The following is a 14690-nucleotide window of genomic DNA, read 5'->3' on the forward strand; positions in this document are numbered from 1 at the left end:
GCGGTCTCGATGGCGATCGGCAGGCCGGAGGCGATCGACGGCGCACCCCTTGCTCGGGGTCCCCGGCGCGGTTGCGCGCTGGGGTGAGGATGGGGCTGGACAGCCAAGGAGGGCTTTTTTGTTGCGCGCGGAATGACGGCGCAGCCGGCAGGGGAAGAAAGTTTGACGCGGCTGTTGCGGCATAGGCGATCGAGGCGAAGCCGGTCTTCGGCCAGATCAGGCCATTGGAGAGACCGTTTGGAGCGGTCGAGGCACGGTCAGACAACGGAGAAAATGGTGCCCTCCCGCACCGAAAAGCCGGCGCCACGGCAGGGTTCAGCGGCTTCGTCTCCTCCCGCCAAGCCAACGTTGCTGCCTCCTGACCTCCCGTCGCCCTGAAAGAGATCGCCGCGCCGAATGTCCGGTGCCCCGCCAAGACATGGCTCTGCCCATACGGCGCTTCAGGGAGGTAATCGAGAACTACATAGGACTCTATTTCGTGGTGTAGCCGCCATTGACGAGAATCGTCTGGCCCGTCATCCACCAGCCGTCAGAGACCATGAAGCGAATATACGGGACGATGTCCTCAATGTCGGTGAGGCCGGTCTTCGAGTATCCCGACAGAGCTGCGGCGGTCTTATGGTAGGCGACGGCATTGGCGCCTTCGGCCGGATAGAAGAACGGCGTATCCATCGGACCTGGACCAATTGCCGTCACTGAGATGCCACGCTCGCCGAACTCCTTGGAGGCTGCGCGGGTAAAGTGTTCGACCGGAGCCTTGGTGCCGGCATAGCTAGAATAGAAGGGCGTGAAGGCGCCGAGCAAAGAGGTGACGACCGTCACCAGCTTGCCGTTGTCGTTCAGGTGCTTGCCGGCTTCCTTGATGAAGAAGAAGGCCGTCTTGGAGTTGACGGCGCTCATCCCGTCATATTCGGCCTCGCTGATCTCGACGATGGGCTTCTTCAGCACCTTGCCGACGGTGTTGATGGCGATGTCCGGACGGCCGATGGCGGCGACAGCATCGGCGAACAGTTTCTCGACGGCCCCGGCGCTGGTCAGGTCGGCCTGGAAGGCCACCGCTTCCGCGCCCGCAGCCTTGACGGCGGCAACGGTCGCATCGGCATCCGCCTTGCTGGCGGCGCTGTTGTAGTGGATCGCAATGGCTTTCGCGCCATGGGCGGCGAGATCGCGGGCGATCAGTCCGCCGAGGTTCTTCGCCCCTCCGGCGATGATGACGGTTTTGCCTTTGATGCTGTGATCGGTCATGGGGCGGCCTCCTTTACCGGGCGCGATCGCACCGGCGACCGCTTTCGTTAGGGCACCATATCGTCTAGGATTTGCCGATAAAGCCGATCATTCTGACATCACTTGTCATAAATCCCGTCCAATTGGAGTTCTGACTGTTTGGACCGCGTTGATCTTTTCCGTATCTTTGCCCGTGTCGTTGAATGCGCGAGCTTTACCCGCGCGGCCGACACGCTGGGCGTCCCACGGTCTTCTGTTTCGGCGGCTGTTCAGGAGCTGGAGGGACGGGTTGGGGCGCGGCTGCTACACCGAACGACCCGCAAGGTCTCCCCGACACAGGACGGCATCGCCTTTTATGAGCGCTGCCAGCGGGTCATCGCCGACGTCGAGGATACGGAAAATCTGTTCCGTCAGTCGGCGGCGCGGCCATCCGGCAAGCTGCGGATCGATGTCCCGGGCCGGGTCGGACGTCTGATCATCGCGCCGGCACTCCCTGACTTCCTCGACAAATTTCCCGAGATCGATATCGACCTGGGTGTCACCGACCGCGCGGTGAACCTCGTCGAAGACAGCATCGACTGTGTGCTGCGCGTGGGTCCGCTCAGTGATTCAGGCCTGATCGCGCGGGCGATCGGCGAGTTGCCGCTGCTCAACGTCGCCAGCCCCGCCTATCTGGCGCGTCATGGAACGCCGCGCACACCCGATGATCTCGGCGATCATCGAGCGGTCAATTACGCTTCGCCATCCAGCGGAAGGGTCGAGGATTGGGAATGGGTCGAGCATGGAGCACTGCATCGAACGCCGTTGCAGGGCCGCGTGACCGTCAACAGCGCTGAAGCCTATATCGCCTGCTGTCTTGCAGGCCTCGGACTGATCCAGATCCCGGCTTATGACGTCAAAGGGCACCTGGAGGCGGGAGAGCTGGTCGAGGTGATGCCCCGCCATCGGGCAGAACCCATGCCCATGACCTTACTCTATCCGCACCGGCAGCACCTTTCGCGCCGGCTGCAGGTATTCGCCGATTGGCTTGAGACGCTGTTGAAGGGCGGGCTCCTGTAAAGACCAAAGAGCGGCCCGGGCAGCGCAACGCGTTTGCTCATACTGCCTCGATGAGCGATGCGTCCTTGTCAATGCGACGCTCGAAGTGATTTTTCCAGCCATCAGGATTTACCCCTGAGCCCAGATCGGACTGACGCTGATCATGGCGACGACGGACGCAGCGATCCTGACGAACTGAATATTGGCCTTCACAACGACCAACGAAGGAAGAGCGCGTTCCTACGTCCAGCTCCCGGCCGCCAACCATTGGATCGCCGACAAGCTCGGCATGAACAGATATTCGCCGCCCTTCATCACGTTGAAGGTTTGCACACCGTCGATGCGCTTGCGCGCAGGCGCCTGCGGGATCGTGAACCGGCCGTCATCCTCATGCAGGCCAACGATCGGATCGCGCTCTTCGCCGAGATCGACGAAATTGCCTCGGTTGATCCACTCCTGCTGCATGAACTCGATCGTGTCGTAGGCACGCGCGCTGATGAAGATGAAGAACAGGCCGCGATCGCCGTTGGCATCGTCCTCAGGCCCCACATCCTCGGAATAAACCGGCCCGAAGGTCGAGGAACGGCGAATGATGCGGTGGATGTTGACGTCGGTGAGCAGCGTCAACTCGGAATCGCGGGGATTGAGCCGTCGCATGTGACAGCCGAGGGGCACGACGCGGCCCTTGGGATCATCCTTGAAATTGAAGTCATTGTTGCGCTGCGGATCCGCGCCGAGGTCGGGATCGTCGTGATCGGGCGACAGCGTCAAGGGCGCGCCGGAACGCCAGCGACCGAACATCTTGGCGGCTAATAGCTCGCGTTCCTCCGGCGTCTCGCCATGGGCCTTGAGGAGGGCGTTGAAGCAACCGACCCGGCTGTTATACTTGCGCATTACGACGAAGGTGCCGTTCCTTCCGAGAGCCGCAGGCTCGGGCATGCCGAGCGGCTGGCCGTTCTCGCTCTCGTATCCAAGGATGAATTCGCCGGCCTTGATCGGCCGCTCCTCGCCTGGCAGCGGATCAACGCCGCTGCCTTCAACGGCGGGCTGGGAGATCGAATCGCGGAATCCGAACGGGTTTTTCGCACCATCCGGCGCGCCGAAACGATGCTCGCCGAGCAGGGTCACGCCGCTGCTCCGGTCGAGTTCGGTGCGCGCCATCGCCAGTGCCTTGTCGAGCGCGGCATCATCGACGGCATAGATGGTCAGCGCGAGATGGCAGTTGCCCGGCTTGAATACCTCTTCCCAGTTTTCAGGCGCGTTGGGTCCGAAGTCGCGAAGCTGCTCCGCGCGTGCGGCCATGCCCTGCTGGAACGGGAGCGGAAAGGTCTTGAGCTGGGCGTCGGGAACGCCGAGCGCCTTCAGTCCCTCGTAACTGAGCGCGGCTCCGATCCAGAAATCGAGATCCTCGCTCCAGTTGTCGGCCGATGCGATATGGGGTGCAAGCCGGCCGAGAAGATCGCGCGCGCCCGCTGCCTCGTCGAAATGGAGCATGGCGTGGATGCCGACATAAGGCTCGGGCCGGCTTCGCAGGATCAGCGCCTGAATGTCGTGCAGGTCGAGCGTGACGCTGTCGCGCCGGAAGCGCTCTTTCAGCTTCTGAAGGATCGCCATTGCTCAGCCCACCTTGTCCAGGAATTCGTTGACGGCATGTTCGAGCCGCTGGAGCCGGCGCACATCCACGACGGTCACCTGCGGGTTGGCGACGAACCAGCCGGCGGCCGTGATCTGATGCTCGGCGATGAAGTCCTTGACCTTCGGGCTGGCGATGCCCGGCCAGCCCTCGACCGAGGCGAAAAGCAGGTCCATCAGATCGGGAATCTTGGTGGCGAAGTCGTTGATATAGGTGTCCCAGTCGCCGTCATAGGCGGTGGCGAACAGGATGCGGGTGTCGTTGTCGAAAAAGACGAACCGCATGTTGTGGAGCGTGCCGACTTTCTGCGCGCCGTCGAAATTGCCGTTCACTAGCCCGAATATGCGTTTCAGCCGGTCCGCGCCGCCGGGCTTGAGGTTGGCGATGGCGGTGAGCTCGGAGACATTGCCGGATTGCGCCCCGACGCGACCGGCCGAGCCGGCCGTGCCCTTGAGGTCGGGATTATGCTTCGTCACCATCTGCTCGAGCGCGAGCTTGGCGAGTTGCGATGCATCGCCGACCACTTCCTCGATGCGGCGCCGGATAGCCTGAAGGCGGGTCTCGTCGATCTGCGGGGTTTCTTCGGTCTCGGCCATGGCTGGCCTCCTTTCGTAAGTTTGGTTGACGATCGGATCGTCAGTCCGGAATGACGTCGATGCTCGCCGGCTCGACACGAGGCTGGGCGTTCATCTCATGGCGGTAGCGGGTGGATCGCTCATAGGCGGCGATGCGCACGCGCATGATCGATCCGAGCGGCTGATGGTCGCGGATGCCGTGCCAGGGATTGAACGACAGCACATCATCGCCGTAGACGCGCCGCGCCGGCGAATAGGCCTCCTGTGGCGGGATGCGCAGGGTCGCGATCGGCTGGTGCGGCGAAAGGTCTTCCGGCCAGAGCACGGCGGCGTCCTCGACCGGCATCCTGTCGAGATCGGCACAGAGCTGAGCACGGAGCTGATACTCTGCGCCTTGCTCGCGGAAATGTTCAACCACCAGATCGCGCATGGTGGAATCCTCAACCGCGCCGACATCCTTGCCGGTCAGTGCACGGACGTTGTCGGAGAACGGCGCGGCACTGATCTTGGCGATATGGTCGCCGAAGCGGATCGCCGCCATCGAATGATAGGTTTCGCCCAGCAGATGGTTATTGTCGCGAGCGAGCCCGCGCAGCGTGGCGCCGGGCTCGACGCCGACCGCTTCGACTGCCGCCTCCACGCCGCGCGCGACCCCAGCCATCGCTCGCTGGAGAAAGGCCGGGTTCTGGGCATTCTTCTCCAGAAGGCTGATGAGCTGGCGATATTTACCGATCGTGCCGAAGCTCAAGGTCGGGATGTTGACGAGCAGGAAATCCTGGTTGTGGCCCTGGTCTTCGGGGAGAAGCCGCTCGCCATCGACACCGATCACCTTGATCGCCATGCCACGCGGCGCGGGAATGGTATCGGAGTGGATGTCGCCCGGCGCCGAAGAGAGGCGGATCACCACCGGATAGTTGGCGGGTCGGGCGAACAAGCCCTGGCGCAGATGCGAGGGCAGTTCGTGAACGATCAGTTCGCCCTTCAGGAACCCATGGCTTTTGGCATGGGCGTCGCGCACGGCGTGGCGATGACGCTCGAAGGCCCGCCGGTTGGTGGTGGCCATGATCTCGAGGATCTCGGCGGTCAGCCGCTCCTCGTCCTCGCCGAGAACCTCCACGTCCGGGGAATAGCCAATGTAGGTTTGAGCCAAGAGCGCTCCTTCACACTGAGATTTCGTTGCCCAGGAACGATTTCGGGTCGAAATCGCCGTTGATTTCGGATATCAGTTGATATCTGGTTTCACTGAGAACGCGGAACCTCCGAAAAGGTTTCGCACGTCTCGCCCGTTGGTTGGAGAACGAACCCATGCCGCTTACGCGCAAGGACACGCAGCGCCAGACGCGGGACCGGCTGATCGCGGCCGCGCATTCCTCGATTATCGAGGAGGGGGTCGCTGCCATGTCGATTCGCAACATCTGCAGCGCCGCAGGGCATTCGCAGGGCGCCTTCTACTCGAACTTCGCCAGCAAGGATGATCTGCTGGTCGAGATCCTGCAAAGCCATATCCAGGACGAGGTCACACTGCTTCGCGACCTGGTCGCGCACTGCTCCGGCGACGATATCGAGGCGACGCTGCAGGTGCTGGCCGCGCGGCTCGCGAAGTTGGCCGACGAGGCACAATGGTCACTGCTCTCGATCGAATTGCAGCTCCATGCCCGGCGCGATCCGGCTTTCGCCGAGCGGCACCGGGAGGGCAAGGCGGCCTGCTATCGGATGTTCGGTGAGCTCGTCGCCGATCTGACGCAACGCTTCGCACTTCGTCCGGCCTTGCCGCCGATGCAGACCGGTATCGGTCTTTACGCGCTCTGGATGGGACTGGCGGTGCAGGGCGATGTCGAAGGCGCCATGCCGCGCGACGAGATGCTCGTCGGCTTCTTCCGCGCCATGGCAGGACTGGGTTCGTCGCATGAGGAGCAGGCGTATTCGTGAGCGGGATCGTGTCAGATCGTCGACGCATCGGCTGCGATGAGCACGGACACCCACTCGTCGGCGAGGTGGATGAGCATCGGCGCTTCCATATCCGCTTCCGCGCCCGGGACGCCGACATCGACGAACTCGGCCATGTCAACAATGCGGTCTGGGTGACCTGGATTCAGGATGCGTCGGTGGCGCATTGGCTGACGGCCGCGCGGCCGCAGGATCGCGACCGGTTCGTCGCGGTCGTGCTGCGCCATGAGGTCGACTATCGCGGCAATGTCCGGGCGGGAGACGAGGTCAGTGCGATCACCTGGGTCGTCCGAGCGCCGCGGGGTGCCCGCTATGCACGATGTGTCGAATTCCATGCCGAAGACGGCCGGACGATCGTCGCCTCGCTGACCCAATGGGCCCTGGTCGATCGGGAAACCGGCAAGCTGGCCCGCGTCCCGGTGGAGGTGGCGGCTCCGTTTCTAAGTGACGATACCGCGCAGAAGGAAATTGGATGAGCGATATCAGGAAAGTGGCGGTTCTCGGCACGGGAGTCCTCGGGAGCCAGATCGCCTTCCAGACGGCCTATAGCGGCTTCGATGTTGTCGCCTACGACATCAGCGAGGAAGCGCTCGAACAGGCGCGCGCACGGCTGGCGGCGCTCGTCGAAACCTACACGAACGAGGTGTCGGGCGCGGCTGGCGGCAAGGCGGCCGGGGCGCTCAAGCGGATCGCTCTGCTGAGCGATCTCGGCGCGGCCGTCGCGGACGCGGACCTCGTGATCGAGGCGGTTCCGGAGGTTCTTTCGATCAAGCAGGCGCTCTACGAGAAACTGGCGGGGCTCGCGCCGGACAGGACGATCTTCGCCACCAATAGCTCGACCCTGCTGCCGAGCGACCTGAAGGCTTACACCGGCCGACCGGACCGGTTTCTGGCGCTGCACTTCGCCAACAGCATCTGGAAGTTCAACACCGCCGAGGTGATGGGCACGGACGACACCGATCCGGCCATGTTCGATGCCCTGATCGCCTTCGCCTCCGCCATCGGCATGGTGCCGATCCCGGTGCGCAAGGAGAAAGCGGGTTACGTCCTCAATTCGCTTTTGGTGCCGCTCCTGAACGCGGCCGCCGATCTGGCGGCCGGCGGCTATGCCGAGCCGGAAGATGTCGACAAGGTCTGGCGGATCGCCACCGGCGCGCCGATGGGGCCGTTCCAGATCTACGACATCATCGGATTGAACACCCCCTACAACATCCTCTCGCATGGCGACGAGCATGCTCAGTCGCTCGCCGCCTGGCTGAAGGAAAACTACATCGACAAGGGCAGGCTCGGCATCGCCTCGGGCGAAGGCTTCTACAGCTACAAGCCCTCCGCAGACTGATCCCAACAAGAAGAACAGGAGTTCGCCATGCACTATAGCAGCGGAAACTATGAAGCCTTCGTGCGTCCCCGCAAGCCCGAGGGCGCCGACAAGAAGACGGCCTGGTTTGTCGGTTCGGGGCTGGCGGGGCTTGCCGGCGCGGCCTTCCTGATCCGCGACGGCGGCGTTTCCGGCGACCGCATCACCATCCTTGAAGAGCTGGAAATCCCTGGTGGCGCGCTCGATGGTCTGGACGTGCCCGAAAAGGGCTTCGTCATTCGCGGCGGCCGCGAAATGGAAGAACATTTCGAGTGCCTGTGGGACCTTTATCGCTCGATCCCCTCGCTGGAGATCGAGGACGCCAGCGTGCTCGACGAGTTCTACCGGCTCAACAAGGACGATCCCAACTTTTCGCTCCAGCGCACGACGCAGAACCAGGGCCAGGACGTGCCCGACAAAGCGCTGTTGACGCTAAACGACAAGGCCCAGAAGGACCTGCTCTCGGTCTTCCTCGCGACGCGCGAGGAGATGGAGAACAAGCGTATCAACGAGGTCTTCGGCGAAGACTTCCTCAAAAGCAATTTCTGGCTCTACTGGCGCACCATGTTCGCCTTCGAGGAATGGCATTCCGCGCTGGAGATGAAGCTCTACCTGCACCGCTTCATCCATCATATCGGCAGTCTCGCCGACTTCTCCTCGCTCAAGTTCAACCGCTACAACCAGTATGAATCGATGGTCCTGCCGCTGGTGAAGTGGCTGACCGATCACGGCGTCACGTTCCGCTACGGCGTCGAGGTCACCGATGTCGATTTCGACATCCAGCCCGGCCGCAAGCAAGCGACCCGCATTCACTGGAAAGAGCGCGGCGTCGAAGGCGGCGTCGATCTCGGGCCAGACGATCTCGTCTTCATCACGATCGGGTCGCTGACCGAGAACTCGGACAATGGCGACCACAAGACGCCAGCGAAACTGAACGAGGGACCGGCGCCGGCCTGGGACCTGTGGCGGCGGATAGCTGCCAAGGATCCGGCCTTCGGTCGCCCCGATGTATTCGGGGGCCATATCCCGGAAACGAAATGGGCCTCGGCATCGATTACCGCCCTCGATGCCCGTATTCCGGCCTATGTCGAGAAGATCACCAAGCGCAACCCCTTCACCGGCAAGATCGTCTCAGCGGGTATCGTCACGGTGAAGGACTCGGCGTGGCTGCTGAGCTGGACGGTTCATCGCCAGCCGCATTTCAAGAAGCAGCCCAAGGACCAGATGATCGCCTGGTTCTATGCGCTCTTCGTCGACAAGCCAGGCGACTATGTGAAGAAGCCGATGCAGGAATGCACCGGCGAGGAGATCACCCAGGAATGGCTCTATCACCTGGGTGTACCGGTCGAGGACATTCCGGAACTCGCAGCCTCCGGCGCCAGCACCGTGCCCACGATGATGCCCTATATCACCGCCTTCTTCATGCCGCGCCAGGCGGGTGACCGGCCGGACGTGGTGCCGGAGGGCGCGGTCAACTTCGCCTTCATCGGCCAGTTCGCGGAATCGAAGCAGCGGGACTGCATCTTCACCACGGAATATTCGGTGAGAACCCCGATGGAGGCCGTCTATACGCTGATGAATGTCGAGCGCGGTGTGCCGGAGGTCTTCAACTCGACCTATGACATCCGTACGCTGTTGGCGGCGATCGGTCCGCTGAGGGACGGCAAGGGTATCGACCTTCCCGGACCGGCCTTTCTGCGCAAGCTGCTGATGAAGAAGCTCGAAGGCACCGAGATCGCCAAGCTGCTCGAAGAGTTCCATCTGATCGAGGAGTGAAGGCAAACCAATAGGCCCGCGGGGCGTGTGGAAGGTTATGAATGGCCGAAGACGATCAGAAGAGCGAAAGTGCCGCTGAGGTGACTGGGGCGCACGGCCATCATCACCATCATGAGCCGGACGACGACACGTCGTCCGCTCATCCCACCCATGACCCGGTCTGCGGCATGGCGGTCGATCCTGCCAGGGCGGCTCACAAGGCCGAGTATGAAGGCCAGCGCTACGTCTTCTGCTCGGCCGGCTGCAAGGCGAAGTTCGACGCCGACCCCGTGCATTATGCGGCACTGGAAGCGCATGCTGCACATCGCTATGAGGGTGATGCCGCCCATGGCGATCATTCCCACCATAGCCACACGCATAGACCTGCTACCCATGAGCATCACCACTTTGCGGCAGTAACGGCAACCGCAACGGATGGGACGATCTGGACATGCCCGATGCATCCGGAAATCCGCCGGGACGCCCCGGGCAGTTGTCCGATCTGCGGCATGGCGCTCGAGCCGCTGATCGCGGCGGCGGATGCCGGACCAAGCCCCGAACTCGTCGATATGACCCGACGCTTCTGGATCGGCCTCGTGCTCGCCTTGCCCGTGTTCCTGTTGGAGATGGGCGGCCACCTGATCCCGGCGCTGCACCATCTGGTGCCGATGCACATCTCGATCTGGATCCAGTTTGCACTGGCGACGCCGGTGGTGCTGTGGGCCGGCTGGCCGTTCTTTGAGCGTGGCTGGGCGTCGATCGTCAACCGCAGCCTCAACATGTTCACGCTGATCGCGATGGGGACCGGCGTCGCCTGGGGATACAGCATCGTCGCGACATTCGCGCCGCAACTCTTCCCGCAGGCTTTCCGTGACGCTGATGGCGCGGTCGCGGTCTATTATGAGGCGGCCGCCGTCATCACCGTGTTGGTGCTGCTTGGTCAGGTGATGGAGCTGCGCGCCCGGGAACAGACGTCCGGCGCGATCCGCGCGCTTCTCAATCTCGCACCGAAGACCGCCCGGCGGATCGGGGCAGACGGCGCGGAAGAGGATATTTCGGTCGAAGCCGTTGGCATCAGTGATCGGCTCAGGGTCCGGCCCGGTGAGACGGTGCCGGTGGATGGCGTGGTCGAGCAGGGGCGCTCATCGATCGATGAATCGATGGTGACCGGCGAATCCATGCCGGTAACGCGCGTAGTCGGCGAAGCGGTCGTAGGAGGTACGCTGAACCAGACCGGCGCGCTCGTCATCCGGGCTGAAAAAGTCGGGCGCGACACCATGCTCGCCCGCATCGTCCAGATGGTCGCGGATGCCCAGCGCTCGCGCGCGCCGATCCAGCGCATGGCTGATCAGGTGTCGGGCTGGTTCGTGCCGGTCGTCATCGCCGTCGCGCTGCTCGCCTTCGCGGCCTGGGGTGTATGGGGGCCGGAGCCGCGGCTGGCGCATGGCCTGATCGCGGCCGTTTCCGTGCTGATCATTGCCTGCCCCTGCGCGCTCGGGCTCGCGACGCCGATGTCGATCATGGTCGGTATCGGCAAGGGGGCGGCGGCCGGCGTTCTGATCAAGAACGCCGAGGCGCTGGAGCGTATGGAGAAGGTCGACACGCTGGTGGTCGACAAGACCGGGACGCTTACGCAAGGAAAGCCGGCGGTGACCCGGATCGTCGTGGCCCCGCGATTTGTCGAGGAGACCATCCTGCGGCTTGCAGCCGGCGTGGAGAAGGCGTCCGAGCATCCGCTTGCGCGGGCGATCGTGGCGGCTGCCGACGAGCGAAAGATCACCATCCCCGATGTCGTCGACTTCGACTCGCCGACCGGCAAGGGGGCGATCGGTCGTGTCGAGGGCCGGCATGTGGTGCTCGGCAGTACCACCTTCCTCGCCGAACATGGGGTTGATACAGCGCCGCTCGCGGCACAGGCCGATGAGCTACGCCGCGACGGCGCAACCGCCATCTATATCGGCATCGATAAAGCCATCGGCGGCATCTTCGCCATCGCCGACACGATCAAGGCGACCACGCCTGAGGCACTGAAGGCCCTGCATGCGGAAGGCATCCGCATCGTCATGCTGACCGGCGACAATCGCACCACGGCCGAAGCCGTTGCGAGAAAGCTCGGCATCGATGAGGTCGAGGCCGATGTGCTGCCGGACCAGAAAGCCGCGGTCGTCGAGCGCCTGAAGGCGCAGGGCAAGGTGGTGGCGATGGTGGGTGACGGCGTAAATGACGCGCCGGCGCTTGCCGCCGCCGATGTTGGTATCGCCATGGGATCGGGGACCGACGTTGCGATCGAAAGTGCGGGCGTGACGCTGCTCAAGGGCGATCTCACCGGCATTGTCCGCGCGCGACGCCTGTCGCAGGCGACGATGGCCAATATCCGCCAGAACCTCGCTTTCGCGTTCATCTACAATGCGGCAGGTGTGCCGATCGCGGCGGGGGCGCTCTATCCCACGCTCGGACTGCTGCTGTCGCCGATCATCGCTGCGGCGGCGATGGCGCTGTCGTCCGTCAGCGTCATTGGCAATTCGCTGCGATTGCGCGCCTTGAAGATCTGAGGATCGGGCGATTCCCCACCTCGCGGCCGCTGCCGCCCGTTGAGGGAGCCGTAGAAAACCGAGCAGCAATCTTGAATGATCGTTCCCGAATCGCTATACATGGCTTATGGCAAGACCTCGGGAATTCGATACGGATGCTGCTCTGGACGGTGCGATCGCCGTGTTCAGCGAGCATGGATATGAAGGCAGTTCCGCGCAGATGCTCGTGGACGCCATGGGCATCGGGCGGCAGAGCCTCTACGCGGCCTTCGGCGACAAGTGGCAGCTCTATTGCGCGGCGGTGCGGCGCTACGGCATGGGCGAATGCGCGGCGCATTTCGAGGCGCTTCGCAGCGGCGCGCGCGCCATCGACGGGATTGGGGCCATGCTGCGCCGCGTCGTGGAGACAGCGGCCACGCCCTGTCTCGGCGTCGGCTCGACCTGCGAGTTCGGCGCATCGCGGCCGGACCTTGTCGATATCCATGCAGCACTGGGCAGGACATTGCACATGGCCATCGTCGCCCGCATGCGCGACGCGCAGCGTGAGGGCGATGTTGCAGCCAGCCTCGATCCCGAGGCTCTCGCGCAATTCCTGATCGCCAATATCGCCGGGATCCGCGTCGCCGGGCGTGGCGGCGCCGACCGATCAACCCTGGCTGCCCTGCAGGAGATGGTCATGCGAGCGCTGCGCTGACCCCTTTTTTGACCGATTGCGGAACGATCATTCAAGATAGGAGAAAGACATGCGAGCAGTAGTGATGACCGCGACCGGTGGCCGCGAGGTGCTGGAGCAGATCGAGCGACCGGAGCCTGTCGCCGGGCCGGGCGAGGCGCTGGTCGAGATCGCGGTTGCCGGGGTCAACTTCATGGATATCGGCGTGCGTCAGGGGATTGCCTGGACTGACATGCCCAATCCCAAGATCCTGGGCGTCGAAGGCGTCGGTCGAGTTCTGGCAGTCGGCGAAGGCGTCGAGGCTGTTCAGCCCGGCCAGCGTGTCGCCTGGGTCTATGCGCCCGGCAGTTATGCTGAGCGGATCGCGATCCCGGCAACGTCGCTGGTGCCGGTTCCCGATGCGGTCGACGATCGAACGGCGGCCTCGATCATGATGCAGGGGCTGACCGCCAGCCATTTCGCGACCGACTTCTATCCGGTCCTGCCCGGTGATATCGCCTTCGTTCACGCTGCGGCAGGAGGTCTTGGCCTGCTCCTGACCCAGATCATCAAGTTGCGCGGCGGCCAGGTGATCGGTCGGGTTTCATCTGAGGACAAGGTCGCCGTCGCCCGGGAAGTGGGCGCAGACCATGTCATTGTCGACACGGAAGGGCGATTTGCCGAAGAGGCGCTGCGCCTGACCGATGGAGAGGGCGTCCATGTCGTCTATGACGGATCGGGACCGACGACGTTTCAGGGGTCGCTCGACGTTCTACGCCGCTCTGGCACCTTTTGCTGGTATGGCCCGGTGCTGGGCGGTCCGGGGCCACTCGATATCATGAGCCTGCCCAGGAGCATCAAGATCGGCTACGCGGTCTTCTTCGATCACGTGCATACCCCGGTCCTGCTTCGCAAGCATGCGGCGCAGCTCTTTCAGTGGGTCGCGGACGGCAAGCTCAAGGTCCGGATCGGCGGCGAATATGCCCTCGCGGATGCGGCGAAGGCGCATGCGGATATGGAAAGCCGCAGGACCACCGGAAAGCTGGTGCTGATCCCATGAGCGCCCGGGTCGCCATGGTGTTCGGTGGATCGCGTGGCATTGGCGCCGCCATCGCAACCCGGCTCGCGGAAGATGGTTTCGATCTGGCGCTGACCTATGTCTCGCAACCTGATCGCGCCGCTGAGGTTGTCCAAGCGATCAATGGCCTGGGGCGTAGCGCCATCGCGATCCAGGCTGATAGCGCTGATGCAGATGCTATCACCGCCGCAGTGGCGCATGCGGTCGATCGGCTGGGCATGCTCGACGTCGTGGTCGTCAATGCTGGCGTCCTTCGCCGCGCGACAATCGAGGCGTTCACGCTCGAGGATCTCGACTTGATGCTCGACGTCAACATACGCGGTGTCTTCCTCGCCATCCAGGCTTCGACAGCGCAGATGCGCGATAGCGGGCGCGTGATCACGATCGGCAGCAACACGGCTATTCGGACCGGCTCGCAGGGCAGCAGCGTCTACGCCATGACCAAGGCCGCCGTCGCGACCATGGTCAAGGGCGTCGCTCTCGACCTCGCGCCCCGGCGTATCACGGCCAACAACATCCAGCCGGGACCGATCGAAACCGATCTGACGGCTGCGATGGTTCCGCGACTGCGCGACCTCATTCCGCTGGGACGGGTCGGCAAAGCAGAGGAGGTCGCGTCGCTCGTTTCCTATCTGGCTGGCCCGGCGGCAGGTTACATGACGGGTGCAAGTCTGACGATCGATGGCGGGTACGTGCTCTAGCGATCGCGACGAAACATACTGCATTTCTGCCGATGACGACGAGAATTGCTAGGCGCTCTTCTCATGATTGCCGTTCTGTGCAGTCTCTCAATTCTATTGGATTTCGACTGGGTAAGGGGTCGCCCGCTTGCTTTGAAAATGTAGTTCAAGTGAAGGCCCCGACCTTTGGGTCGGGGCCTTGCGGGGGAGCCTCAGTCGG

At 63.4% G+C, this 14690-nt stretch carries 13 protein-coding genes; 9 read left to right on the top strand and 4 right to left on the bottom strand.

Going from position 1 to position 14690, the window contains the following annotated elements; all coding sequences use genetic code 11:
* Positions 1-471: 471 nt before the first annotated feature.
* On the bottom strand, positions 472-1245 hold the full coding sequence (locus IBL25_RS19140; protein WP_187780118.1) for an SDR family oxidoreductase: 774 nt from the start codon (positions 1243-1245) through the stop codon (positions 472-474).
* Between the two features lie 138 nt (positions 1246-1383).
* Here IBL25_RS19140 and IBL25_RS19145 point away from each other — a divergent pair, with 138 nt between their 5' ends.
* Positions 1384-2283 carry a LysR family transcriptional regulator gene (locus tag IBL25_RS19145; RefSeq protein WP_187780119.1) on the top strand — a complete coding sequence of 300 codons (900 nt, stop codon included), beginning with the start codon at positions 1384-1386 and terminating at the stop codon, positions 2281-2283.
* Between the two features lie 219 nt (positions 2284-2502).
* Here the strand turns inward: IBL25_RS19145 and IBL25_RS19150 are convergent, their stop codons facing one another.
* The 3 genes from IBL25_RS19150 to IBL25_RS19160 are packed head-to-tail and all read right to left on the bottom strand — an operon-like array spanning position 2503 to position 5620.
* Positions 2503-3876 (bottom strand): Dyp-type peroxidase, encoded by a 1374-nt coding sequence (locus IBL25_RS19150; protein ID WP_187780120.1) that lies wholly within the window; start codon positions 3874-3876, stop codon positions 2503-2505.
* A gap of 3 nt (positions 3877-3879) precedes the next feature.
* Positions 3880-4491 (bottom strand): hypothetical protein, encoded by a 612-nt coding sequence (locus IBL25_RS19155; RefSeq protein ID WP_187780121.1) that lies wholly within the window; start codon positions 4489-4491, stop codon positions 3880-3882.
* Between the two features lie 40 nt (positions 4492-4531).
* Positions 4532-5620, bottom strand: a complete 1089-nt coding sequence (locus IBL25_RS19160; protein WP_035219810.1) for a catalase family protein — start codon at positions 5618-5620, stop codon at positions 4532-4534.
* A 155-nt stretch (positions 5621-5775) separates the two neighbouring features.
* Between IBL25_RS19160 and IBL25_RS19165 the strand changes: the two genes are divergently transcribed.
* From IBL25_RS19165 to IBL25_RS19200, 8 genes are all read left to right on the top strand, one after another.
* Positions 5776-6399, top strand: a complete 624-nt coding sequence (locus tag IBL25_RS19165; RefSeq protein WP_050746444.1) for a TetR/AcrR family transcriptional regulator — start codon at positions 5776-5778, stop codon at positions 6397-6399.
* Positions 6396-6893, top strand: coding sequence for an acyl-CoA thioesterase (locus IBL25_RS19170; RefSeq protein ID WP_197426847.1), 498 nt, complete (start codon positions 6396-6398; stop codon positions 6891-6893). Before IBL25_RS19165 ends, IBL25_RS19170 begins: the two co-directional genes overlap by 4 nt.
* Entirely contained in the window at positions 6890-7756 is an 867-nt protein-coding gene (locus IBL25_RS19175) for a 3-hydroxyacyl-CoA dehydrogenase (protein ID WP_187780122.1), read from the top strand. Before IBL25_RS19170 ends, IBL25_RS19175 begins: the two co-directional genes overlap by 4 nt.
* Positions 7757-7783: 27 nt before the next feature.
* Complete coding sequence (locus IBL25_RS19180; RefSeq protein WP_103096776.1) at positions 7784-9550, top strand: oleate hydratase; 1767 nt, start codon at positions 7784-7786, stop codon at positions 9548-9550.
* A gap of 41 nt (positions 9551-9591) precedes the next feature.
* Entirely contained in the window at positions 9592-12081 is a 2490-nt protein-coding gene (locus IBL25_RS19185; RefSeq protein ID WP_187780123.1) for a heavy metal translocating P-type ATPase, read from the top strand.
* 106 nt (positions 12082-12187) lie between these two features.
* Complete coding sequence (locus IBL25_RS19190) at positions 12188-12754, top strand: TetR/AcrR family transcriptional regulator (protein ID WP_187780124.1); 567 nt, start codon at positions 12188-12190, stop codon at positions 12752-12754.
* Between the two features lie 64 nt (positions 12755-12818).
* Positions 12819-13772: a quinone oxidoreductase family protein gene (locus IBL25_RS19195; protein WP_202986820.1), complete on the top strand. Its 954-nt coding sequence runs from the start codon at positions 12819-12821 to the stop codon at positions 13770-13772.
* Positions 13769-14491, top strand: coding sequence for an SDR family oxidoreductase (locus tag IBL25_RS19200; protein WP_202986821.1), 723 nt, complete (start codon positions 13769-13771; stop codon positions 14489-14491). Before IBL25_RS19195 ends, IBL25_RS19200 begins: the two co-directional genes overlap by 4 nt.
* The last annotated feature ends 199 nt before the right edge of the window (positions 14492-14690 follow it).

This window comes from Pseudoroseomonas ludipueritiae (assembly GCF_014490445.1).
GTDB classification, from domain to species: Bacteria; Pseudomonadota; Alphaproteobacteria; order Acetobacterales; family Acetobacteraceae; genus Pseudoroseomonas; species Pseudoroseomonas ludipueritiae.

Excerpts from the sequence above, each read along its gene's own strand:
- IBL25_RS19140 (WP_187780118.1), bottom strand. The coding sequence starts at position 1,245 with ATGACCGATCACAGCATCAAAGGCAAAACCGTCATCATCGCCGGAGGG.
- IBL25_RS19150 (WP_187780120.1), bottom strand. The coding sequence starts at position 3,876 with ATGGCGATCCTTCAGAAGCTGAAAGAGCGCTTCCGGCGCGACAGCGTC.
- IBL25_RS19155 (WP_187780121.1), bottom strand. The coding sequence starts at position 4,491 with ATGGCCGAGACCGAAGAAACCCCGCAGATCGACGAGACCCGCCTTCAG.
- IBL25_RS19165 (WP_050746444.1), top strand. The coding sequence starts at position 5,776 with ATGCCGCTTACGCGCAAGGACACGCAGCGCCAGACGCGGGACCGGCTG.
- IBL25_RS19175 (WP_187780122.1), top strand. The coding sequence starts at position 6,890 with ATGAGCGATATCAGGAAAGTGGCGGTTCTCGGCACGGGAGTCCTCGGG.
- IBL25_RS19180 (WP_103096776.1), top strand. The coding sequence starts at position 7,784 with ATGCACTATAGCAGCGGAAACTATGAAGCCTTCGTGCGTCCCCGCAAG.
- IBL25_RS19185 (WP_187780123.1), top strand. The coding sequence starts at position 9,592 with ATGGCCGAAGACGATCAGAAGAGCGAAAGTGCCGCTGAGGTGACTGGG.
- IBL25_RS19190 (WP_187780124.1), top strand. The coding sequence starts at position 12,188 with ATGGCAAGACCTCGGGAATTCGATACGGATGCTGCTCTGGACGGTGCG.
- IBL25_RS19195 (WP_202986820.1), top strand. The coding sequence starts at position 12,819 with ATGACCGCGACCGGTGGCCGCGAGGTGCTGGAGCAGATCGAGCGACCG.
- IBL25_RS19200 (WP_202986821.1), top strand. The coding sequence starts at position 13,769 with ATGAGCGCCCGGGTCGCCATGGTGTTCGGTGGATCGCGTGGCATTGGC.